Here is a 20,314-nt window from a genome sequence, read left to right on the forward strand (position 1 = left end):
ACCTGTACAGTTGGGGGCGAGATGTCGGCAGTGATTCAGCGTGAGCTGGATGAGTTTTTGTACCAGCAGGTGGTGCGGCTTATTCGGCAAATGCAACAGCAACAGCTGCTGCGGACCGGTGAGCGTTTGCCGTCCTTGCGTCAGCTTAGCAGCCAACTGGGTATCAGCATTCCAACGGTGCGCCAGGGTTATGAAGAGCTGGAACGTCTGGGCTTGATTGAAGCGCGGGATCGCTCAGGTTATTACCTGAAAGTGCAGCGCCAGCCGGAGTGCCGGCCAGGTCGATTACCGCTAAGCAATACGCCGGTGCCGGTGCGCCAGCAAAGCTTGCTGGAGCAATTTTACCAAGCGGTGCATCAGCCTGGTATTTTACCGCTTGGTATTGCCCAGCCCAGCATGGCGCAACCGTCGGAAAAAGCATTGCTACGCACCATGCGTCGGGTTACGACCCTAGCCGGCCAGCAGGTGATGCATTATGGACCCATTGATGGCTTTGCTCCGCTCAAGCGTCAGTTGGCCCTGCGCTATCTGGATGTGGGGCTATCCTTGCAGCCGGATGAGTTGTTGATTACCAATGGCGGCCAGGAAGCACTGGCCATTGCCTTGCAGGCGGTGGCCAAAGCCGGTGATGTGATTGCGGTGGAATCCCCAACCTACTTTGGTGTGTTGGAGCTGATTGAAACGCTCGGCATGTTGGCGGTGGAAATTCCGGTGTGCCCGGATGATGGCATCTGGCTGGCCGATCTGGAGCAGGCTCTTGGCAGTCAGCCCATCAAGGCGTGTATCTTTTCCACCGCCATCAGCAATCCAATGGGCTCCTTTATGCCGGATGCGCAGCGTGCAGAGCTGGTGCAAATGCTGGAGCAGCGCGGTATTCCACTGATTGAAGACGATGTCTATGGTGAGCTCTACTTTGGCGCTGCCCGCGGCCGGCCAGCGCAGTGTTTCAGCCGCAAGGGGCTGGTGCTGACCTGCAGCTCATTTTCTAAAACCGTGGCGCCAAGTTACCGGGTGGGCTGGTTGTTGCCGGGACGCTACGGGCGGCAAGTCTGGCGGTTGAAGCGTGCTTTATCTTTTGCTTCTTCGTTGCTGAATCAATGGACCCTATCGGAGTTTATCGCCAGCGGCGAGTATGATCGCAACTTAAAAAAGCTGCGACTGGCTCTCAAGTTGAATAAAGAGCGGATGATGGCGCTGGTACAGCAGCACTTTCCTGCTGGCACCAGGGTAAGCAATCCACAAGGCGGTGCTGTGCTTTGGATTGAACTGGCCAAATCGGCAGACTGCAGCCTGTTGTTTCAACAGGCACTGCAGCATGGCATCAGCATAGCGCCTGGCACCTTGTTTTCGCCGTCGCAGAAGTTTCGCAACTGCTTGCGGCTGAGCTTTGGCGTACGCTGGCAACCGGAGGTGGAGCTGGCGGTACAGCAGTTGGGTCAGTTGCTGCGTACCCGTTGTTAATCGGTGATGTGTTGTTTTTTGGGTGAGGCGCCCATATCAACTGCTTTCAGGCCATGGTTCAGTTTCTGCTCAGCCAAAGCTGCTATCATGATGCAACAGGCCGCTCGGTTGGCGGGTTAGAAGGATAAAGGTGAATGATGTTTTCTTTTTCGCGGCAAAATGGCCAGTGGCAAAAACTGTGGCGTCAGCAACAGGCGGCAGGGCCGCTGCAGCGCATCTTGGCCTGGCTGGTGATGGGCGTGTTGCTGGTGGCTGGTTTTGTACTGCTGCTGGTGATGTTGCTGCTGAGCTGGTTGCTTATCCCGCTGTTTTACTGGCGCTATCGCAAGAAAATGCGGGCTTTTCAGCAGGCTGCTCAACAGGCACAGCGTCAGGCACACCAAGAGTATCAGCAGCAGACCGGGCAGCAGAGTCCAGCTGGCCATCGGGTCATTGAAGGCGAAGTGGTGGGCAAAAAAGAAGAGTAAGTCTAAGGCTGCACCGCAAGTTTGGACTGAATGTAATCGCTGTGACGGATAAACAGCAGATCCGCAATCTTGCGAAGCATGGCTTCTTCGTGTGGATCCAGCTGACCATCGTGGTAGGCGATGCGCCACAGTTGCTCCATTAAATCCAGCCGCTCAGGATAGCTTACATCTTTCATTTTCGAGGTGAAGCGATGCAGGCAGACGGAGTCGCTGCTCAGCTCCTTCGCCCGGCGAAAGACAACTTCGGCATCAACCGGGGTTAAGCGATACTCACTGGTCAGGTAACTTAGTACTTCATCGTGCTCGGCGCTGGCATCCTTAAAATCGGCGGCTGCTACTTCCAGCATTAACACCACCGACATCAATTGCGCCTCGTTCACCAGCTTAAGCGCCGGGCAGTCGGCAACAGGCTCACTGCCGCTTTGTGCCAGCAATTGTTTAAACAGTTGAAACATGGCAACTCCTATTCTTTACAGGTCAACACGACCTGAATGGCTTGATTTTTTTACTGCCTTACCCAATTGTACAGATCAATCGATGCTTGTTTGAGTCCTTTTTATGGCGATGGTTCTGCTGGCTGCTCTTACTCTGCTGATTCTGGTTGCCTTGTTGGGCCAGCCCTACTGGCGACAGTGGCAACGGCAACGCATTCTAAAGCAGCCTTTTCCCAAAGCCTGGCGGCAGATCTTAAAACGCCGGCTACCGTACTTTCGGACCTTGCCAACCGACTTGCAGCTCAGGCTGAAAAAGCTGATTCAGCTGTTTGTGGCAGAGAAAGACTTTGTGGGTTGTGCTGGCCTGGAGATGAATGATGACATTCGGGTGACCATAGCCGCGCAGGCTTGCTTGTTGTTACTGGGCCGCGATCAGGGGATTTATCCGGGCTTGCGGCAAGTGCTGGTGTACCCGGCGGCTTTTGTGGTACCAAACCGGCAGACCGATGCCGCTGGTGTGATGCATGAGGGGGCTGGTGTTTTGCTGGGTGAGTCCTGGGGGCAGGGCCAGGTAATTTTATCCTGGCAGGATTCGCTGCATGGGGCAGCCGATCCTTTCGATGGCCACAATGTGGTGATCCACGAGTTTGCCCATCAGCTTGACCAGCAAAAAGGCTATGCCAATGGCGCCCCTGTGCTTGGTCCCGACGGCAGTGCCAAGCGCTGGAGTCAGGTGTTCCTGCAGGCTTTTCAGCGGCTGCAACAGCAGTTAAGTCATGGGCAGGCCAGTGTGTTCGACCCTTATGCCGCCACCAACCCAGCGGAATTTTTTGCTGTGGCCAGCGAGGTGTTTTTCGAACAACCTTTGGCGTTGCAGCAGCAAGAGCCTGCGCTGTACCAGCAGATGCAGCTGTTTTACCGGCTTAACCCTGCATTGTGGCAGTAATGAGCGTTGCGCTGTTCAGGCTTTATCCAGCCCCAGTGCTGCCCGGATGCTGTTGGCAAAGTCGGTAAAGCGTTGTTTTAAGCTGCGTTTGATGGACACATCCAGCGAGCCCAGCACTGAATAGCCTTCAATCCGGATGCAATGGGTTTTTCGGCTACCTGGCCCACCCTGACCGACGGTGTTATCGCTGGATGCGGCAATGTTATTCAGTTCACTGATTACCGCCACATGCTCCGGCACCTGAATGCTGACACTGCCCAGCCAGTTTGTCAGTTGCAGGGTCACTTGCCGGTGCTCAAAAACAGCTTCGGAAAAGTCCAGCTCTACCGAAGACAATGCATTGATAATGGTCAGTTGCTGTGGCACCCGCCAGGGCCCGGAGCGCTCATCACTGCTGAGAATAGAGACCAGGCGGTCTTTATCAGTCGGTTCGACAGCATTCATGGCATTGGCTGAGCTGGTTGCTGTCTTGCTGGCATCAAAGTTTTGTGACCACATGGCCCGGTATTTGGCATCCGGCTCTAAGGTCAGATCCGCCACTTGCTCGATCAGCACATTGGGATCATCGGAGTTGGTGGCAATATCAAGCCGGCGTTCAAAGGCCTGCTCGGAAATCACACTGTGGCTGTAGTTCATGATCAGTTGATCGATAACAGCTTCGCGCACTTGGGCGATGGGCCTGTCTTCCAGTTTCACCCCTGTGGTATCTATCGCCATAGGTCCCCCTCTATCTCCATACGCCAGCCAGGCTGGCTGTTTTTTAATCATTTTGGCTCAGGGTAGCGTTTAGCGAAAGGGTAAAATTGTAAGCGTTTCTAACAACCTCAAAACGTGCAGCTTTCCCTGATGGATCCGTGAAACGGTAGGGATACTGTTTCAGGATGGAAACTAATGGCTTGCTGTGGGCAAGCAGTCGCTAAGCCAGATCAAATCTTCAGTCTCCACCCCGATGGCAGCGGCTTTTTGCTGGTAACGCAGGCAGTTATCGGCAGAAGGGGTGGGGGTTCTGGCTAAAATCCAGGCGTAATTAAGATTATGGCCGACCACCAGCGCCATGCTGTAGTCGGGTTCCAGCTTGGCAATGTTGTAACTGGCAAAAAAAGGCCCGAAGAAAGATACCTTTAACTGACCGGTGTTGTTGTCTCCCTGGAAATAGGCTCGTCCTTCGGATTCGCGCCAGCGGTCTTTTCCAGCATGGTAGCCACGGTTCAGCACCCGCACACCACCATCGTCACGCATGCTGTAATGAGCGGTAACTTCGCTAAGGCCCCGCTCGAAGCGGTGATCGAGCCGGGCTATCTCGTGCCACTGGCCCAAATAGGGTTCGAGCTCGAAGGGAGTAACGGGCTGGACGGTACTTGGTGTACCAGTGCAAGCCGTTAGCAGGAGCAAGATGGGAAGCATACGCAGCATGGAAAATCCTCAGACAAATAAACCGGGTAAGAGCTGATACGTGGCATCAGCCGGTTTGGAGCAGAGTGCATGCTGTTTTTATTGCTGCAAACCAGATCTGCATCAAAGTGCGAAGCGGCTAAAATCTTGGCAGTGGCGTCCATGCCAGCTAGAGTAACAGTATTCTGTTAATGAGCTTTGTTATGAAATCATCCGACGCCAATGCCACAACGGCTACTTCCAAAGCGCTGATTATAAAACGCGTAGGCATTGATACCTACCATGAGAACGTGGCGTATCTGCACCGCGACTGCGAAATTTACCGGGCCGAAGGTTTTCAGGCCCTGGCCAAGGTGGAAGTCAGTACCAAAGGCAAGCGCATTCTGGCCAGTTTGAATGTGGTGGACGATGCCGGTATTGTTGATGAGCAGCAACTGGGTTTATCGGAAGAGGCTTTTGCCATGCTGGGCGCGCCGGATGGCGATGCGGTGACGGTGGGGCCGGCCGAGCCGCCGCGTTCTATTCCGGCCCTGCACCGTAAAATTGCCGGTGAACGGTTAATCCGGGACGATTTTACCAGCATTGTGCAGGACATTGCGGCGCACCGGTATTCCAAAATTGAGCTGACGGCCTTTGTGGTGGCTTGCAATCAGGGCGAGCTGGACCGCGAAGAAGTGTTCTTTTTAAGCGATGCCATGAGCAAGGTAGGCCGCAGGCTGGATTGGCAGGAGCACCCGGTGGTGGACAAGCACTGCATTGGCGGCATTCCCGGCAACCGCACCTCGATGCTGTTGGTACCCATTGTGGCCGCCCATGGCATGCTATGCCCCAAGACATCATCCCGCGCCATTACCTCGCCGGCTGGCACAGCCGATACCATGGAGCTGCTGGCCGCCGTTGAGATGCCGTTTGAACAGCTGACTGAGATTGTGCACCGGCACCGCGGCTGCCTGGCCTGGGGCGGTACCAGCGATTTATCACCGGCCGATGATGTGCTGATTTCAGTGGAGCGGCCCTTGTCGATTGACTCGCCAGGCCAGATGGTGGCTTCTATTTTATCGAAAAAAGTAGCCGCAGGTTCCAGCCACTTGCTGCTGGATATTCCGATTGGTCCAACCGCTAAGGTGCGTAGCATGCCGGAAGCCCAGCGGCTGCGTAAACTCTTTGAGTTCGTGGCCAAGCGCATGGGGCTCACCATCGATGTGGTGATTACCGATGGCCGTCAGCCGATTGGCAATGGCATTGGCCCGGCACTGGAAGCGCGTGATGTGATGCGGGTGCTGCAAAATCACCCCAAAGCTCCCAATGATTTGCGGCAAAAATCCTTACGCTTGGCTGGCCGCATGCTGGAGTTTGACCCCGATGTGCGTGGTGGCGATGGGTTTGGCATTGCCCGTGATATCCTGGACTCGGGCCGGGCGCTGGAAAAGATGCAGGCGATTATTTCGGCTCAGGGCCAGCGTGATTTTGATCCAGAGCACCCGCCATTATCGCCTTTATCCTTTGAGGTGACAGCACCCGTTAGTGGCACCGTGATTGCCATTGATAATGTGCAGCTGGCGCGAATTGCGCGCTCTGCCGGTGCCCCCCGGGCCAAAGGTTCTGGCGTGGATTTACTGGTAAAGCTGGGCGATCCGGTCGAAGCGGGTCAACCGCTGTACAAGGTGTATGCCGCTTACCCAACCGAGCTGGCTTTTGCCCGCCAGGCCTGTGAGCGTTGTATTGGTTACCAGCTGGGTCAGGCTGACCAGCTGGTGTCATTGCATGTGGAGTATTAACCGCTGATGTCGAACTATCTACTGTGTTCTCCTGAGGAAACCGAAGCTGCCGGGCGGCTTGCGCAAGCTGCCGGCCTGTCACTAAGTTGCTATCAACGCCATCAGTTCCCGGACGAAGAGCTGAAGCTGACCCTGCCGTTTGCTGATGGCGATGCACCCACACAACTGGTGCTGTATCGCAGCCTGGACCGGCCAAACGACAAGCTGGTCGAACTGATTCTGCTGGCAAAGCACTTGCGAGGCTGCGGTGTAAAGCGGCTGCTGTTGGTCGCACCTTATCTGGCTTATATGCGGCAGGACATTGCGTTTTACCCTGGAGAAATTGTCAGCCAGACAATTATTGGCGGTTTACTGGCGGATTTATTTGATGCGGTGATCACGGTCGATCCCCATTTGCATCGCATCGAACATTTGCGTGAAGCCATCCCCAAAGGCGACGCCATTGCGCTGAGTGGTGCTCCCAGACTGGCAGATTTAATCGCGGAAAAATGTCAGCAGCCTTTGCTGATTGGGCCGGATGCAGAGTCGCGGCAATGGGTCGAACTGGCCGCAGCTCGCATTGGTTGCGATTATGGTGTCTGCAGCAAGGTACGGCATGGCGATACAGAGGTGGTAATAGCCTTACCAGATGTGCCGGTTAGCGGGCGCCAGGTGGTGCTGATGGACGATGTCGCCAGCTCTGGGCGCACCATGGCCAGAGCCGCCGAGCAGTTGCTGGCGGCAGGTGCCGCTTCGGTGGATGTGGCGGTGACCCATGCGCTCTTTGCCGGCGATGCACTAGCGACCATCAAGCAGGCAGGCGTGCGGCATATCTGGAGCACCGACTGCATTGCGCACGACAGCAATGCCATCAGTATGGCGCCGGTTCTGGCCGAGGCCTTAGTCCCCATGTTAGCTTAAAAAATGCAGCTCTACGACAAAGCCATTAGTCTGGATCAACAAATTTATTCGATAGTAAGGACGTGTTTATTTCATTAGAGAAGTTTTAACTAAGCATGTATTGTGCACGCTATTACAGGCATGTCGCCTTGAAGTTGTAATGAGGTGTGTGATGCAAAAAAAACAATCGATGACGGTGGCCAAGCGGCTAGGTTTGGGTTTTGGCATCGTGTTGCTCCTGATGGTGGGCCTTACCCTGATTGGGGTGGAGCGGGTTCAGCGAATTAATCAAACATTAACTGAGATGACTGAGCTGAACTCAGTCAAACAACGCTACGCCATTAACTTTCGTGGCAGTGTGCACGATAGGGCTATTTCGCTGCGCGATGTCACCTTGGTCGACAATCCGCGTGATATCCCTGCGTTATTGCGTGATATTGAACAACTGGAATCATTTTATCTGAACTCCCGTCGCCTGATGGATGATATCTTCCAGCAGCGCAATGGCGTTAGCACAACCGAGCGGCAATTGTTGCAGTCAATCGATGCTGTGGAGGCGAGAGCCTTGCCGCTGGCAAATCAGGTGATTCAATTACGCCAGCAAGGCCAGCAAAGCGAGGCACAGCGGTTGTTGCTGGCACAAGTCGGCCCTGTCTTTGTCGATTGGTTGGCCAGCATCAATGCCTTTATTGATTATCAGGAAGCGAAAAATCAACAAGCCACCGACAACGCTCAAGGGGTCGCGGGAGCTTTTGCCCTGACCATGGTATTGCTGACAGCAGTGGCCATTATCATTGGCATTGCCATGGCGGTTTGGATTCTGCGTTACTTACGTCAGGCACTGGGAGGCGAGCCGGATGAGGCTGCCGATCTGGTGAGCCAGATTGCAGCAGGTGATCTCACAACCCAAATCCGTGACAGCCTGCCAAACAGCATGTTGGCGGCGGTGGCGAATATGCAGCTGCAATTAGGTCAGACCCTGAGCGAAGTGGTTGATGCGGCAAAAACGGTCAAAGCTCAGGCCGACGAGCTGGATCAGGCCGCCCTGGAAGCTTTGGAAGCGACCGAGCGGCAGGCGCATTCATCCACAGCATCAGCTGCCAGCATTGAACAAATGACGGTGAGCCTGAAACAGGTAGCCAGCGTGGTCGATTTGACCGAACAAAACTCACAAATAACTGCAGATTTGTCTGATCAGGGTGCGCGCCTGGTACAAGATGCCGCCACTGAGATTGCAGTCGTTGCTGAGACGGTTGAGCAGTCAGCAAGCAAAATAGGTGAGTTGCAACAGCGCTCTAAGGAAATTGCTGGTATCGCCAATGTGATTAAAAGCATTGCGGAACAAACCAATTTACTGGCCCTGAACGCGGCTATCGAAGCAGCCAGAGCCGGTGAGTCTGGCCGCGGTTTTGCGGTGGTTGCCGATGAAGTACGGCAGCTGGCAGAGCGCACCAGCAAAGCCACTACGGAGATCGCCGGTATGATTCAGCTGGTGCAGGATGAGACTCAGTTGGCGGTTGCCTCGATGGAAACGGCAGCGCCCAGAGTGGCAGAAGGGTTATCCCGAGCCAATGAAGCTGCCAGTATGCTGCAGCAAATTCGCAGTCAGGCGATGGACTCGCTGAACAATGTGCGTGATGTCGCCCGCTCAACCAATGAACAATCGACGGCTGTCACCGAGCTTGCCAAACACATTGAACAAATTGCCAGTATGTCGCGGGATAATGCCGTAGTGATGCAGCAAAACCGTGGTGCTGTTGCGGCGCTGCAGCGGGTTGCCACAGGCTTAGGGCAGCAGGTAGCCCGCTTTAGAACCAGCTGATCGGCAAGGCATACAAACGTTTTCAGCCAGGCTTATGCCTGGCTTGTTGTTAGCTGGAGGCCAGTACCACACAGTTGCGGCCTTTTTTCTTGGCTTTGTACAAGGCCTCATCGGCACGCTTCAGCAAAGACTCGGGCTTTTCGCTGCCCTGCCGGATAGCGCAGCCCAGGCTAATGGTAATTTGCACGGTTTTACTGCCGCTGTTGTGCTTGGCCGAGCGCTGCTTTTTACCGGTTTCGTGGTCTTTGGGCCGGCCGCCCTGGCGAACGACTAAGGGGTAGTCGGCCACTTGCTGGCGGACCTGCTCCAGTTGTTCTTTCAGTTTTTTCGGGTTGGCATGGTGAAACACCAGGGTAAACTCCTCACCGCCGTAGCGATAGGCGGTCATACCGCGTTGTTTGGCCAAGATGGCACCCAGCAGTCGCAACACCTGATCGCCCACGTCATGGCCATAGGTGTCGTTGAATTTTTTAAAGTGATCGACATCCAGCATGGTCACGGCGCTTTTCTTACCCAAGCGGTTTAAGTGCCCCATCAGTGCCCGGCGCTGCGGTAACTGAGTCAGCTCATCGATGTATGCCAGTTGCAGCATTTGCAACGCCAGCGTCAGCAGCAAACAACTGCTGGCAATCAGGGTCGCCCAACCGGAGAGTTCAGGTTGAGCCAGCCACAGATAAAACAGTGCAAGACTAAGCAGCACCGCCAGTTGCCCCAGCATGGGCTTGGGCCAGTTGCGGTAGCTCAGCTGGGCCAGCCAGCCTGCGATGACCAACAGCAGCACACTGGCCTGCAACCAGTTCAGAGGGTTTTCTGCCCGAACTGGCTGCAGCAGCCAGTGGTAATCGGGCAAGGAAGCTTGCCAGTTTGGCAGCGGCAAATACAGCAAAGCAATTGGAACCATCGCCGAGGCCAGCAACAAGCCAATGCCACCTTTGGTCAGCAGTGGCGGGCGGGGCAACAGAACCAGCAAGCCAAGCCAAAGGGCGCTCACCAGAGGAAGATAACTGTACAGCAGATCAACGTCAGGCTCGCTGATGGGGCGCTGCAGACCCTGCTGCACGGTAAAATAATGCCCGGCCAGAAAAGCCAGCCAATACAGCCAGTCGGTTTGACGCATTAAAAGCGCCAGCGAGGCAACAAAGGCCAAAGCCAGCCAGGCAGCGAGCGGGAAGGGGAGGGCCGCGAACAAGGCATGCTCAGGCCAGCCTATCAGCATCACGGCTAACAGCAACACAGGAGACAAGATCAACCAGCGCACACACAACCTCGAGCTGTTGACAGCATATTGTTATTCTGTGCTCAGTGTAGCAGGCTGCTGCCCCGAACTGAAATCGGTATTTTGAGGTTACTTGGGTATAGACTGGCTGTAAAATAGCGCAGTACCCAAGCCACTTTAAAACCGTGAGTTGCTATGCCCAAAAGATACCGTGAATCCGCGCTGGACCCTTACATTATTGCTGCGCTTTGTGCCGTGCTGTCGCTGATGCTTGTTTACCGGGCCGCGAAAGGTTTGATTACAGGCGTGGCACCGGGACTGCACCATGCTGCGCTTACCGGGCCTGTCCATACGCTGCAGGATGATCCCTCTATTTTCTGGTTTTCCATTGTGCTGCACCTTGGCTTTGCTTTTTTCACGGCCAGATACGCTTGGCGAACGTTTAGGAAGTAGTAAAGCAGCTGCCTGGCATAGCCCGACAACTGCTTGGTGTGCTCAATGACTAAAGGGTTGTCACCCAATCTGGCAGGTACTCAATGGCCCACAGCTCCATCACCTTGTCAAAACCGGTAAAGATCATCAGGGCTATCAGTAGCAGGGCATAGCCCAGCAGCAGACGACCGATTTTGCCGGAGGCGCGCAGGGTGTTCAGTCGGGTACCGGCGGCGTACCCCAGACCCACCAATGGCAAAGCGGTACCAAGGCCAAATGCCAACATCACGCTAAACGACATCATCAGGCTTTCCCCGGTTGAGGCCAGAGCGATAGCGGCACCCAGGGTAGGGCCTACGCATGGCAACCAGACCAGACCCAAAGAGCCACCGATCACAAACTGAAAGGCTGGGCGGTCTGAGGAGTCTGCCAACTGGCCGCCAGCAGGCAACCGGCTGGTCAGGCGTGACAACAGCAGACTAAATTGCTGATTCAGCCAGCCAACCACCAGCACCAGCCCCATCAACAACATAAAGACTGCGGCAAAGGTGCGCATAATATCGGGCGATAAGCCGGCGCTAAGCAGCAGGTAGGTCAGCAAGGAGCCCCCCAGCGCAAAGGTAAAGGCTAAACCTGCCGCTAAAAACCAGACACCGGTTTTGGATGCCCGCATGGCCGATGCCGTAACCGCCGGTATCATCGGCAGCACACAAGGTGATAACAGGCTCAGCACGCCTGCTATCAGGGCCAGTGGGATGGCGGTAAACTCCATAATCAGTCAGCGCCCTGGTCGTGTTTTTTCAGCTCGGCAAAGATGGTGTTTTCACGGGTTTGGGCCACACTAAACCAAAGCTGCTCTTCACCACGATACAGCGCCAAGGTCGACTGACGTGGCGCCTTGAAGTAACTGACCCAGTCTTTCTGGTTATCAAAATCCACTTGCAGCACCAGAATGTCGCTGTTGGGGTTTTGCGCAAAATAGTCATTCAATACGCTGTGCTGACGGCGACAGGTCGGGCACCAGGGCGCATACACATCAATCAAAATCAGTCGGTTATCGGCTTGGGCTTGCCGGAACTCGGTTTCGGTAAAGGCTTGTTTATGTTTGGTCAGGTACTCGTTGGACGCATTGGCGGGGGCTAGCAGCATAAATGCCGCTACAGCCAGGACAAGGACTGAGATAACAACCGTAGTGATGATTTTCATAGTGAACCTCGTTAGATGAGTGGGTGAATACCATTTCAGTGTAAAGAGGCCAGAAAGGAAGCACATCAGCGAATACAACGGCGCAATCAACCAAAACACCGTATCGGAATTTTACTGCGGGTTAATGATGCAGGGCTCTGAACTCTCCTGGGGAGAGTGTTTCATGTTGCTTAAAAAATCGAATGAAGGCGGTGGCAGATTGATAACCGATCTGTTCTGCTATGAGTTCCAGGCTCAATTCGCTATGGATCAACAGATAACGACAGCGCTGCAGTCGCAGTTCATCCAGCAAGGACTTGGCCGTCATAGCCATCACTTTATGGCAGCGCTCGGCAAAGGCGCTTTTGGACAGAAATGCCAGTGCGGCCATGGTCTCTACCGTCCAGTCAGCGCCCGGTTCATCCATGATGGCCAGCACCACCCGGCGCAGCGCCGGATCTTTTAGTGCTGCCAGCAGGCCTTGTTGCATGCTGTCGTCACTGAGCACCTGGCGCAACAAGTGCAACACCACCACATCACTTAATCGGCTGATGGCGGCCTGATAACCAGGCTGACGGGCTTGGGCTTCCTGCCGGATCAGCTGAATTAATGGACTGAGCCGGCCGGATTGCTGGTTGGCAGGCAGATGAATGTAGTCTGGCATCACCTGAAACAGATTGGCGGTGAGTGGTGATTCGACCGCGATGTCGTAGCAGACCAGACCACGTTCAACATGATCGGGCACACAGAAGTTGGCAAAGTCGACTTCGTTGGTGTGTTCATCCACTGGCTCGTCGCTTAGCCAATGCCGGAAACTGTGGCTGAAAAAAATAGCATCGCCGGCTTCCAGTAGCACTTGTTCCTGAAGCCGACCAGGAATCGCCATCCAAAGTTGGCCCTGCGTCACCACATGCAGGGCTGCTTTGCTGGATTTAGTGGTTAAGAGGTTCCAGTGATCACAAAAGCCGGATTCAAAATGCAGCTCAGAGCCAAAAGCGAGCTGAGCCAGCAGCTGCTCCAGTGGCTCTGGTGTTTCGGTAGATAAGGCCGGTGTTTTGGTCATTGTTGGCAGCCGTAGAACTTCCTAAGCTTATTGTGAAAACAGTCTAAGGCCTTGGCCGGACATTGCAACTACAAATTAACCTTAGGAAACAGCATGCCACATATTTTACTTGCCAGACCGCATCCATTTATCGTCAGTGAAATGGCACCTTTCCTACAACAGCAGGGCTTTAGTTTTAATCGTCTGCCACAGCTGGATGCGCTGAATGACGAACTGGCCAAAGCCGATGTTGCCGTTATTTCTTTGGCTTTGTCGTCGCCACTGCCGCAGTCGGCCGAAGACATTCTGTTGGCAATACGTCAGCTTAAGCCAAGCCTGCCGATTGTGTTTGCCAGTTTGTTGCCACTGGAGCGGGTGCAAAAGACTATTTTGCATCTGATGCAGCAGCATCACGCAGCGGCAGCCATTGCTGCCGCTGGCCAGGTGATTGGTTCAGCCCAGCCCGGACAGGCTGGTACAGTGCTGTATTTTTGCAAAGATGATCTGGCCGATGCAGTCAAGCGGGAGTCTTTTGCTAAGCTTTTGAAGATTCACGCCAAAAGATAAGCAGGGTTCACTTAACAGGGGGCTATCATGCTCAGATGGTTTCAACAGTTTCAAGCAGAAAAAGCGTTACCGGCGGATGCCGGTCAGTTAAGCAAAGATCTGTTGGCCAGTCTGATGGTGATGGCCTGGTTTGTCGAAGCCAAGGATCCCTACACCGGCGGACACTTATGGCGGGTGTCACGTTATGCCAATCTCTTGTCCAGAGCCGGTGGTTTGCCCGAGGCCGATATCGCCCGGGTGACCCTGGGCGGCTTTTTGCATGATTTGGGCAAAGTCGCCATCCCGGATGCAATTTTAAATAAGACCGGCAAGTTGAATGACAGTGAGTTTGCTGTGATCCAAACGCACCCGGAGGCTGGTGGCCGCATGCTGGCGGGGCATCCGCTGGGGCATCTGGTGGCCGCTGCAGTCGAGTTGCACCATGAGCGGCCGGATGGCCGTGGTTATCCGCATGGACTGACTGCCAGCATGATCCCAACCGATGCGGCCATCATTGGGGTCTGTGATGCCTTTGATGCGATGACCAGTTTACGCTCCTACCGCAAGCCGATGCCGCTGGAGAAAGTGCTTGGTATCTTGCGTGACGAGTCCGGCCGACAGTTTAACCAGTTCTGGTGCAACCAGTTGCTGGTGTTGGCTGAACGAGGTGAACTGGATGCCATTATGGGGCACAGTGATGATGGCATTCCCTTGCATATCTGCCCGCATTGTGGCCCGACGGTACTGCAACAGAGCGAGGACAAGCCGGGTGATCTGTTGGCTTGTGGTGTCTGTCACAGCGAGATGGCGTTGTGTGCTGAGCACGACCACTGGACGGTCAAACCGACCGGTCGCAAAGCTTCGGCCGAACAACTGCAACCTAAAGCGGATAAGCTATTAATTAAACGGTTGATTGAAGAGTCGGTATCGCATATCCCGCTGGAGCAGTTGGTAAGGTTTGAACGCTGATGACAGCCTTGCTGAAACAACTGCGCCACCCCGATGTGTGCAAAAATGCCATCAAGGTGGCGCTGGTAGTAGGGACTTTGCTGAACCTGATCAATCAATGGGATGCTATTACCGGAGAAGCGCCCTGGCGCTTTGGACTGGCCCTGCTTAATTATCTGGTGCCCTTCTCGGTCGCCAGCTACAGCGCCGCCAAACAGCGGCTAAACGATTTAACCATTCAAAGGACAGAATCGCATGACGGTGATTGAACAAAACCTGCATCAGTTGGACTTAATCCGTCTTATTCTACGGCAGGTGCAGCCTGAACATTACCGGCAGGTCAAAGACTGGCCCGGTGAGCCTTCAGTCGGTAAGCATATCCGTCATGTGCTGGACCATTATCAGCAGCTGTGGCTGGCATCCGACAGTCATCAGCTGGATTACCGGCTGCGGCTGCGCGATGAAGGCGCACAAAGCGATCCGCGAAAAGCGCTGCACTGGATAGAACGCTTGCAAACCTGGCTGCAGTGCCTGGAAGCCGATGAGCTGGATACCCAGCTGAGCTATCAATTTGCCGAAGGCACCACCTACACCAGCTTGCAACGTGAGCTGGATTTTGTTGCCAGTCATGCGGTGCATCATCTGGCCTTGATCCATGCGTTGCTGGAGCCCTGGGGCTACAGCTGGCCCACAGAAGCCGGCGTACATAGCTCGACCCGGGAGTATTACAAACGATGTGCACCCTAAGCTGGTGGTACCAGCAAGGACAGCTGCATATCCTGTTCAACCGGGATGAGCGAAAAAACCGCGCCCGGGCGCATGCACCCCAGCGTATTAGCCAGCAGGGTGTGGACGCCATCATGCCCATCGATCCAGACGGTGGTGGCAGCTGGGTGGCCGCCAACGACCGGGGCCAGGTCTTTTGCCTGCTCAACGATTATGCCGCCGCTTATCAGCCGGCAGCTGGCATTCGCCGCAGTCGGGGGTTGCTGCTAAAGGCACTGGCGCACAGCCTTGATTGGCAGGCGCTGGATGCTATGTTGCAGCCAGAGCAACTAGGCTGCTATGCACCTTTTCGCTTGCTGCTCTTTGTTGGGCAACAGGAGCCGCTGCTGTGGCATTGGGATGGCAGCCAGCTTCGCCAGCAACTGGCACCAAGCTCGCCTTTATCCAGCTCCAGTGCTTTATCCGGGCTGATCCCAAGGCTCAGAGCCTGGCACTGGCAACGGGTGATGGCCCGCTCGCCGTCCCTGCAAACCCTGCAGCGATTGCATCGTAAAGCCGCACCTTTCGGCGCTTTTAGCGGCATCGCCATGCAGCGCAGCCAGGTGCAAACGGTCAGCATGACGCAAGTGACCATCGAAGCGGGCAGCATCCGCATGCAGTATTGGGATGGGCATCCGTCCATGCATCAGGCTGGTGACAGCCATTGTCTGGAGCTGCCACTGCGTAAGCTGTTGCTGGCAGAACTCTCCTTTAGCAGCCGGTTGGATGCAGAGGCTTTGGTTCGCCGTTACAGCCCGGCGCTGGCTGACCAGCTCACCGGTTGGCAGTGGGCGTTACTGCGCTGGCTGTTGGCGGAAAAACCATTCAATCAGGGGCTGCAGCCTTTGAATCAGCAGCCTGCCGAGCGCTTTTGCGATGTGGCGCTGCAGTGCCTGCGGCTTCGCCCGGACATCATTGCCTGCCGCTGGCCTGTGAGCAGCAGTCGGCCGGTATTTGTCTGCAACCACCCCACCGGCGGCATTGATGGTTTGCTGCTGCTCAGTGTGTTGCAAAAGCGCTATCCAAATTTGCAGGTGCTGGCCAACGAAGCGCTGACCGAAGTGCAGCAGCTGGCCGGGCGCATGGTGTCGATCCCGGTATTTGCTAAGCCTAAAGATGCGCTGCCATGGGTGCAGGCTGCTTTTGCCAGCGACGCACCCCTGTTGATTTTTCCGGCTGGTCGTACCGCCAGAAAGAGCGGCAAAGGTCAGTTGGACGATGGCAACTGGGCCAAATTGACGGTGACATTGGCCAGGCGGCAGCAGCGCAGCCTGACCGTGCTGCATCTGCAAAGTCAGAATTCGACTTGGTTCTATAGGTTGGCCTGGCTGCGAACCAGACTGGGCATCCAGGCCAATCTGGAAATGCTGTTGCTGGTGCGGGAAATGCTAAAGCCCGCCAATCGCACACCACGGCTGTATGTCGATATTCCGATGCATGCCGTTGAGCTGGACGCTCTGGCCGATACCGATCGGCAGCGTATCGCTTGGTTGAAACGCCGTTGCTATCAACTACCCACTATTTATCAGGAGGAACCCGATGCCGATGCTAAGCCCAGTTGCAGCCGCCGAGCCGGCTGAGTTGATTGCACAGGAGCTGGCACAGTTAAAGCCCATTGCCAGCATTCGCGGTTTGCTGGTATTCAGCGCTCAGGCAGACAGGATCCCAGTGACCATGCTGGAGATTGGCCGTTTACGCGAATTGATGTTTCGCAGTGCCGGTGCCGGCCGTAATATGGCGCGTGATCTGGATGCACTGGATTATGGCGAGCATGCCTATCACCAGTTGCTGGTATGGGATCCGGCCAGGTTGGAGTTAGTGGCCATTTACCGCTACCAGTTAGGCTGGCAAGCAGCTCAGCATGGCCATGCCTTGCTGCGTACCAGCCAGCTGTTTGATTACAGCAAGGCTTTTTGCAGCCAGGTGTTGCCCTATGGCATCGAACTGGGCCGCTCGGTGGTCAATACCAGTGCTAAGGCCCGTACCCTGGGTTTCTTTGCGTTATGGGCCGGGCTGGGTGCCTTGGCCCGCATCCACCCGCAGCTGCAGTTCTTTTTTGGTAATGTTTCGCTCTATCAAAGCCTGGGCCAGCAAGCCATTGCCTGCATGGTGCAGTTTTGCCAGCAGTTGTATCCCCCGCCAGAGCCGATGATGATGGCAAAAACTGGCCTGAATTACGCGGCAGCACACACGCTGGAGTGCCGCGGCTGGGTAGAGTTGGGCCCAGACGGGCGTATCCGGCACCTGCAGCAACTGCTCAAACCCTATGGCTGCCGTCTGCCGCCCATTTTGCAGTCGTATTTAAGTGTGGGCAACGGCATCTGGTTTGATGATACTGCACTGGATGAGGATTTTGGCCAGGCCTATGAGCTTAGCATCATCGTGCCACTGACCGCCGTCAGCGGGGCTATCCGGCAGCGCTTTTTAAAGGATGCTTAGGACTTCTTACTGCTGCCATTCGAACCCAGGCCACCGCTTAACACCAGCTGCAGCGCTTCGGCTGGTTTCATCTCCAGATTCCGGGTACAGCTGCGTGGCACGATGATGGTGTAGCCGCCGACGTTGTAGGCCATTGGGATAAACACCGCCAGTTGTTCGTCATTCATTAAAGAGGACATGCGATCGCCATCAATGCCACCTTTTTTGGTCACAATTCCAATCAGCTCTATATCCGTGCCCGGCAGCTTGACCATCACCACCGACTCATCGGCAAAGTTTTTACCCGACATCACATCCATCAAATCCTGCAGCATGCCGTAGATTTGTTTGGTACCTGGCAGTTTGAGCAGCAGCTTGCCGGGCAACTGCCACAACCAGTCAAAACCACGCCAGCGTGCGCTGAAGCCAATCACCACACACAGCAGCACAAAGGCGGCAATCGCCATGCCTGGCAGATACCAGCTAGTCGGTAACACCAGCTCCAGCAGCGGGGCCAGCCTGGACTCAATGGTCACCAGCAGCCAGCGGATCAGCTCGATGGTAATGACAATGGGCAGAATAATGGCCAGACCCTTGGCCAGGCTTTTAGCGATGATTTTCATAAAGTTTTTATGGTTGAGAACGAAACTACTGAGCAGCATACCAGCACTATAGAAGTCAAAGCCAGTGCTAACAGACAGAAGGGCTTGAGTGACAGTGATGGTTTGTAAGGGGAGAGTGCGGCAATGAACCGGAGAAATGGTGGCCCCAGCTGGACTCGAACCAGCGACCGATCGATTATGAGTCGAGTGCTCTAACCAACTGAGCTATAGGGCCACACAAAGCGCTTTTGCCACGCAAAAACGGCTTGCAGTATAGAAAGTTTTGCGAGCCTTGTCATCCGGCGATTGTGTCCAGTTGCATGTGATTGCCGATTTTTTCGGCATCATACCCGTCTAATTGTTAATAAATGTCTTTGTTAAGCTGGCGGCTTTACCAGCTGCGGCTACACTTTATTTGATAACTGTCTAATAAAGGTGGGCATTATGGTGAAGCGACTACTCTGTTTGACGCCAATGTTGATGCTGGTATCACCAGTGCAGGCTGTGGATTTTCAGTACGGTGGTTTTGTAACGGTGGGTGTTGGGGCCATTATCGACAGCAAAGAGCAGCGGTATGGTTATGAGGGCTTTGATTGCCCTTGTTTTATTACCGACTTTAATACGGCTGGCTTGTATGAGCGAGGTGAAATTGGTTGGAAGCAAGACAGCCGCTTGGGGCTGCAGGGGACTGCCCGATTTCAGCCTGGTCTTTCTTTAACAGCTCAGGCTGTTGCCAGAGGAGCTGACTCCAGCGTGAATCTGGAGTGGCTCTATCTCAGTTATGACCTCAGCAACGATTGGACGCTGCAATTGGGTAGAAAGCGGATCCCCCTCTATTACTATTCAGATTTTCAGGATGTAGGATTGGCCTATATCTGGGCTCGTCCAACGCAGGCATTGTATGGTTGGGAAGCCAGCAATTACGACGGTGCCAGCCTGCGCTACTCCAGCTTTCACCGGGACTGGGAGATTCAGGCCAGTGCCTTTGTCGGCAATGCCAAGGTGAAGAAATCCGGCTTTGCCCGAATTTACGATGAGGTAGCACAGGACATCCGTTGGCGAAATATTCTTGGAGCGGATCTGGAAGTGACCAGAAACTGGTTTACTGCCCGAGTGGTGTACTTGCAATCGGACAACAGTATTACCGACAGACCGGACTCCGCTGACTTCTTAAGTCCCGCTGATAAACAGCAAGTTTTCGGCCTGGCGCTGAATGCTGACTTTAACGACTGGCTGATTTTATCGGAGTTCAATACCAACATCCGTAAAAGCCGTGATGAGGATCTGCGGGTACCGGCTCCGGCCATGAGTTTTGGCGTCGGGCGGCGCTTTGGTGCCTGGACACCCTTTGTCAACTATGCACGCTTTTGGGAGAAATCGACCAGCAGTGGGTACGAGAATGAACGCTTTATTGATTTGTCTGCAACCCTACGTTATGACATCACCTCATCCAGCGCGTTTAAATTGCAGGTTAACCGATTCTCAGATCGCTCTGAGTTTGAATTCGTTGGCTCTTCAACCTTGTTGAGCGCCAATTACAATTTGGTTTTCTGATGGTTCTTGGAGGTATCTATGTTGAAGTATCTTAGCCTGGTGCTACTGCTGCTTACACACCTTTCGGTTTATGCCAACCTGGCGGTGATTGTCCACCCTTCTCAGAGCCTTGAACTGGGGCAGGATGAAGTGTCCCGTTTGTTTATGGGGCGTGCAGGGGAGATTGCCGGTGTTCCTCTCGTACCGCTTAACCTGACAGATGCACATCCACTAAAGGGACAGTTTGATGAGGTGGTGCTGGGGCGTTCTTCCAGTCAGATTAAAGCCTATTGGTCTCGTTTGGTGTTCACCGGCAAAGGCACCCCACCCAAAGAGGTGAGCTCCGAGTCTGAAGTGATGGCCTTGGTTGCGAATAACCCCAATATTATTGGCTATGTTGCTCTGGATAAAGTCGATGATTCGGTTCGGGTTGCCGCTACTTTCTAAT

23 protein-coding genes and 1 tRNA gene are annotated in these 20,314 nt (G+C 54.6%); 15 read left to right on the forward strand and 9 right to left on the reverse strand.

The window, feature by feature from the left end; genetic code table 11:
- Positions 1 to 21: 21 nt before the first annotated feature.
- Positions 22 to 1,461, forward strand: coding sequence for an aminotransferase-like domain-containing protein (locus Q3O59_RS01330; RefSeq protein WP_305943888.1), 1,440 nt, complete (start codon positions 22 to 24; stop codon positions 1,459 to 1,461).
- A 134-nt stretch (positions 1,462 to 1,595) separates the two neighbouring features.
- Complete coding sequence (locus Q3O59_RS01335; RefSeq protein ID WP_305943889.1) at positions 1,596 to 1,928, forward strand: hypothetical protein; 333 nt, start codon at positions 1,596 to 1,598, stop codon at positions 1,926 to 1,928.
- A gap of 2 nt (positions 1,929 to 1,930) precedes the next feature.
- Here the strand turns inward: Q3O59_RS01335 and Q3O59_RS01340 are convergent, their stop codons facing one another.
- Entirely contained in the window at positions 1,931 to 2,383 is a 453-nt protein-coding gene (locus tag Q3O59_RS01340) for a tellurite resistance TerB family protein (protein WP_305943890.1), read from the reverse strand.
- Positions 2,384 to 2,486: 103 nt separating this feature from the next.
- Here Q3O59_RS01340 and Q3O59_RS01345 point away from each other — a divergent pair, with 103 nt between their 5' ends.
- Complete coding sequence (locus Q3O59_RS01345; protein ID WP_305943891.1) at positions 2,487 to 3,308, forward strand: M90 family metallopeptidase; 822 nt, start codon at positions 2,487 to 2,489, stop codon at positions 3,306 to 3,308.
- A 15-nt stretch (positions 3,309 to 3,323) separates the two neighbouring features.
- Here Q3O59_RS01345 and Q3O59_RS01350 read toward each other — a convergent pair whose 3' ends face one another.
- On the reverse strand, positions 3,324 to 4,076 hold the full coding sequence (locus tag Q3O59_RS01350) for a LiaF domain-containing protein (protein WP_305943892.1): 753 nt from the start codon (positions 4,074 to 4,076) through the stop codon (positions 3,324 to 3,326).
- A gap of 120 nt (positions 4,077 to 4,196) precedes the next feature.
- A complete protein-coding gene (locus tag Q3O59_RS01355; RefSeq protein WP_305943893.1) occupies positions 4,197 to 4,721 on the reverse strand; it encodes a lipocalin family protein in 525 nt (174 codons plus the stop codon).
- 182 nt (positions 4,722 to 4,903) lie between these two features.
- Here Q3O59_RS01355 and Q3O59_RS01360 point away from each other — a divergent pair, with 182 nt between their 5' ends.
- From Q3O59_RS01360 to Q3O59_RS01370, 3 genes are all read left to right on the forward strand, one after another.
- The gene (locus tag Q3O59_RS01360) at positions 4,904 to 6,478 is read left to right on the forward strand and encodes a thymidine phosphorylase family protein (protein ID WP_305943894.1); all 1,575 of its coding nucleotides are present in this window, start codon (positions 4,904 to 4,906) and stop codon (positions 6,476 to 6,478) included.
- Positions 6,479 to 6,484: 6 nt separating this feature from the next.
- Positions 6,485 to 7,378, forward strand: a complete 894-nt coding sequence (locus tag Q3O59_RS01365) for a ribose-phosphate diphosphokinase (protein ID WP_305943895.1) — start codon at positions 6,485 to 6,487, stop codon at positions 7,376 to 7,378.
- Positions 7,379 to 7,529: 151 nt separating this feature from the next.
- Positions 7,530 to 9,179, forward strand: coding sequence for a methyl-accepting chemotaxis protein (locus tag Q3O59_RS01370; RefSeq protein WP_305943896.1), 1,650 nt, complete (start codon positions 7,530 to 7,532; stop codon positions 9,177 to 9,179).
- Between the two features lie 49 nt (positions 9,180 to 9,228).
- Here the strand turns inward: Q3O59_RS01370 and Q3O59_RS01375 are convergent, their stop codons facing one another.
- Positions 9,229 to 10,437, reverse strand: coding sequence for a GGDEF domain-containing protein (locus tag Q3O59_RS01375; protein ID WP_305943897.1), 1,209 nt, complete (start codon positions 10,435 to 10,437; stop codon positions 9,229 to 9,231).
- 153 nt (positions 10,438 to 10,590) lie between these two features.
- Between Q3O59_RS01375 and Q3O59_RS01380 the strand changes: the two genes are divergently transcribed.
- Positions 10,591 to 10,848, forward strand: coding sequence for a hypothetical protein (locus Q3O59_RS01380; RefSeq protein ID WP_305943898.1), 258 nt, complete (start codon positions 10,591 to 10,593; stop codon positions 10,846 to 10,848).
- Between the two features lie 49 nt (positions 10,849 to 10,897).
- Here Q3O59_RS01380 and Q3O59_RS01385 read toward each other — a convergent pair whose 3' ends face one another.
- The 3 genes from Q3O59_RS01385 to Q3O59_RS01395 all read right to left on the reverse strand — a co-directional run bounded on the left by Q3O59_RS01385 (position 10,898) and on the right by Q3O59_RS01395 (position 13,075).
- Positions 10,898 to 11,599, reverse strand: coding sequence for a cytochrome c biogenesis CcdA family protein (locus Q3O59_RS01385; protein ID WP_305943899.1), 702 nt, complete (start codon positions 11,597 to 11,599; stop codon positions 10,898 to 10,900).
- A gap of 2 nt (positions 11,600 to 11,601) precedes the next feature.
- Positions 11,602 to 11,976, reverse strand: a complete 375-nt coding sequence (locus Q3O59_RS01390; protein ID WP_305943900.1) for a thioredoxin family protein — start codon at positions 11,974 to 11,976, stop codon at positions 11,602 to 11,604.
- A 178-nt stretch (positions 11,977 to 12,154) separates the two neighbouring features.
- Positions 12,155 to 13,075, reverse strand: coding sequence for an AraC family transcriptional regulator (locus tag Q3O59_RS01395; RefSeq protein ID WP_305943901.1), 921 nt, complete (start codon positions 13,073 to 13,075; stop codon positions 12,155 to 12,157).
- A 93-nt stretch (positions 13,076 to 13,168) separates the two neighbouring features.
- On the opposite strand from Q3O59_RS01395, the gene Q3O59_RS01400 reads away from it, so the two are divergent.
- From Q3O59_RS01400 to Q3O59_RS01425, 6 genes are read left to right on the forward strand one after another with little or no spacing between them, the layout of a single operon-like run.
- Positions 13,169 to 13,621 (forward strand): hypothetical protein, encoded by a 453-nt coding sequence (locus Q3O59_RS01400; protein ID WP_305943902.1) that lies wholly within the window; start codon positions 13,169 to 13,171, stop codon positions 13,619 to 13,621.
- A 27-nt stretch (positions 13,622 to 13,648) separates the two neighbouring features.
- The gene (locus Q3O59_RS01405) at positions 13,649 to 14,569 is read left to right on the forward strand and encodes an HD-GYP domain-containing protein (RefSeq protein ID WP_305943903.1); all 921 of its coding nucleotides are present in this window, start codon (positions 13,649 to 13,651) and stop codon (positions 14,567 to 14,569) included.
- Positions 14,569 to 14,817 (forward strand): nitrate/nitrite transporter NrtS, encoded by a 249-nt coding sequence (gene nrtS / locus Q3O59_RS01410; protein WP_305943904.1) that lies wholly within the window; start codon positions 14,569 to 14,571, stop codon positions 14,815 to 14,817. Before Q3O59_RS01405 ends, nrtS begins: the two co-directional genes overlap by 1 nt.
- Complete coding sequence (locus Q3O59_RS01415; protein WP_305943905.1) at positions 14,804 to 15,295, forward strand: DinB family protein; 492 nt, start codon at positions 14,804 to 14,806, stop codon at positions 15,293 to 15,295. Before nrtS ends, Q3O59_RS01415 begins: the two co-directional genes overlap by 14 nt.
- Positions 15,283 to 16,893, forward strand: a complete 1,611-nt coding sequence (locus Q3O59_RS01420; RefSeq protein ID WP_305943906.1) for an NRDE family protein — start codon at positions 15,283 to 15,285, stop codon at positions 16,891 to 16,893. Before Q3O59_RS01415 ends, Q3O59_RS01420 begins: the two co-directional genes overlap by 13 nt.
- Positions 16,853 to 17,752 carry a GNAT family N-acetyltransferase gene (locus tag Q3O59_RS01425; RefSeq protein WP_305943907.1) on the forward strand — a complete coding sequence of 300 codons (900 nt, stop codon included), beginning with the start codon at positions 16,853 to 16,855 and terminating at the stop codon, positions 17,750 to 17,752. Before Q3O59_RS01420 ends, Q3O59_RS01425 begins: the two co-directional genes overlap by 41 nt.
- Here Q3O59_RS01425 and Q3O59_RS01430 read toward each other — a convergent pair.
- Complete coding sequence (locus Q3O59_RS01430) at positions 17,749 to 18,354, reverse strand: DUF502 domain-containing protein (RefSeq protein ID WP_305943908.1); 606 nt, start codon at positions 18,352 to 18,354, stop codon at positions 17,749 to 17,751. The two genes, Q3O59_RS01425 and Q3O59_RS01430, sit on opposite strands and share 4 nt — an antisense overlap.
- A gap of 137 nt (positions 18,355 to 18,491) precedes the next feature.
- Positions 18,492 to 18,568: transfer RNA gene (locus Q3O59_RS01435), tRNA-Ile, on the reverse strand.
- A gap of 209 nt (positions 18,569 to 18,777) precedes the next feature.
- Here Q3O59_RS01435 and Q3O59_RS01440 point away from each other — a divergent pair.
- Positions 18,778 to 19,887, forward strand: a complete 1,110-nt coding sequence (locus Q3O59_RS01440; protein ID WP_305943909.1) for a TonB-dependent receptor — start codon at positions 18,778 to 18,780, stop codon at positions 19,885 to 19,887.
- A gap of 18 nt (positions 19,888 to 19,905) precedes the next feature.
- Positions 19,906 to 20,313 carry a type 2 periplasmic-binding domain-containing protein gene (locus Q3O59_RS01445; RefSeq protein ID WP_305943910.1) on the forward strand — a complete coding sequence of 136 codons (408 nt, stop codon included), beginning with the start codon at positions 19,906 to 19,908 and terminating at the stop codon, positions 20,311 to 20,313.
- Position 20,314 lies beyond the last annotated feature (1 nt).

Source organism: Alkalimonas delamerensis (assembly GCF_030717955.1).
In the GTDB taxonomy this organism is placed as follows: Bacteria; Pseudomonadota; Gammaproteobacteria; order Enterobacterales; family Alteromonadaceae; genus Alkalimonas; species Alkalimonas delamerensis.

What these genes read in the sequence shown, in the direction of transcription:
- nrtS (WP_305943904.1), top strand. Translation starts at nt 14,569, where the DNA reads ATGACAGCCTTGCTGAAACAACTGCGCCACCCCGATGTGTGCAAAAAT.
- Q3O59_RS01405 (WP_305943903.1), top strand. Translation starts at nt 13,649, where the DNA reads ATGCTCAGATGGTTTCAACAGTTTCAAGCAGAAAAAGCGTTACCGGCG.
- Q3O59_RS01335 (WP_305943889.1), top strand. Translation starts at nt 1,596, where the DNA reads ATGATGTTTTCTTTTTCGCGGCAAAATGGCCAGTGGCAAAAACTGTGG.
- Q3O59_RS01365 (WP_305943895.1), top strand. Translation starts at nt 6,485, where the DNA reads ATGTCGAACTATCTACTGTGTTCTCCTGAGGAAACCGAAGCTGCCGGG.
- Q3O59_RS01440 (WP_305943909.1), top strand. Translation starts at nt 18,778, where the DNA reads ATGGTGAAGCGACTACTCTGTTTGACGCCAATGTTGATGCTGGTATCA.
- Q3O59_RS01330 (WP_305943888.1), top strand. Translation starts at nt 22, where the DNA reads ATGTCGGCAGTGATTCAGCGTGAGCTGGATGAGTTTTTGTACCAGCAG.
- Q3O59_RS01350 (WP_305943892.1), bottom strand. Translation starts at nt 4,076, where the DNA reads ATGATTAAAAAACAGCCAGCCTGGCTGGCGTATGGAGATAGAGGGGGA.
- Q3O59_RS01390 (WP_305943900.1), bottom strand. Translation starts at nt 11,976, where the DNA reads ATGCTGCTAGCCCCCGCCAATGCGTCCAACGAGTACCTGACCAAACAT.
- Q3O59_RS01385 (WP_305943899.1), bottom strand. Translation starts at nt 11,599, where the DNA reads ATGGAGTTTACCGCCATCCCACTGGCCCTGATAGCAGGCGTGCTGAGC.
- Q3O59_RS01395 (WP_305943901.1), bottom strand. Translation starts at nt 13,075, where the DNA reads ATGACCAAAACACCGGCCTTATCTACCGAAACACCAGAGCCACTGGAG.
- Q3O59_RS01400 (WP_305943902.1), top strand. Translation starts at nt 13,169, where the DNA reads ATGCCACATATTTTACTTGCCAGACCGCATCCATTTATCGTCAGTGAA.
- Q3O59_RS01345 (WP_305943891.1), top strand. Translation starts at nt 2,487, where the DNA reads ATGGCGATGGTTCTGCTGGCTGCTCTTACTCTGCTGATTCTGGTTGCC.
- Q3O59_RS01360 (WP_305943894.1), top strand. Translation starts at nt 4,904, where the DNA reads ATGAAATCATCCGACGCCAATGCCACAACGGCTACTTCCAAAGCGCTG.
- Q3O59_RS01355 (WP_305943893.1), bottom strand. Translation starts at nt 4,721, where the DNA reads ATGCTGCGTATGCTTCCCATCTTGCTCCTGCTAACGGCTTGCACTGGT.
- Q3O59_RS01415 (WP_305943905.1), top strand. Translation starts at nt 14,804, where the DNA reads ATGACGGTGATTGAACAAAACCTGCATCAGTTGGACTTAATCCGTCTT.
- Q3O59_RS01430 (WP_305943908.1), bottom strand. Translation starts at nt 18,354, where the DNA reads ATGAAAATCATCGCTAAAAGCCTGGCCAAGGGTCTGGCCATTATTCTG.
- Q3O59_RS01340 (WP_305943890.1), bottom strand. Translation starts at nt 2,383, where the DNA reads ATGTTTCAACTGTTTAAACAATTGCTGGCACAAAGCGGCAGTGAGCCT.
- Q3O59_RS01445 (WP_305943910.1), top strand. Translation starts at nt 19,906, where the DNA reads ATGTTGAAGTATCTTAGCCTGGTGCTACTGCTGCTTACACACCTTTCG.
- Q3O59_RS01420 (WP_305943906.1), top strand. Translation starts at nt 15,283, where the DNA reads ATGTGCACCCTAAGCTGGTGGTACCAGCAAGGACAGCTGCATATCCTG.
- Q3O59_RS01370 (WP_305943896.1), top strand. Translation starts at nt 7,530, where the DNA reads ATGCAAAAAAAACAATCGATGACGGTGGCCAAGCGGCTAGGTTTGGGT.
- Q3O59_RS01425 (WP_305943907.1), top strand. Translation starts at nt 16,853, where the DNA reads ATGCCGATGCTAAGCCCAGTTGCAGCCGCCGAGCCGGCTGAGTTGATT.
- Q3O59_RS01380 (WP_305943898.1), top strand. Translation starts at nt 10,591, where the DNA reads ATGCCCAAAAGATACCGTGAATCCGCGCTGGACCCTTACATTATTGCT.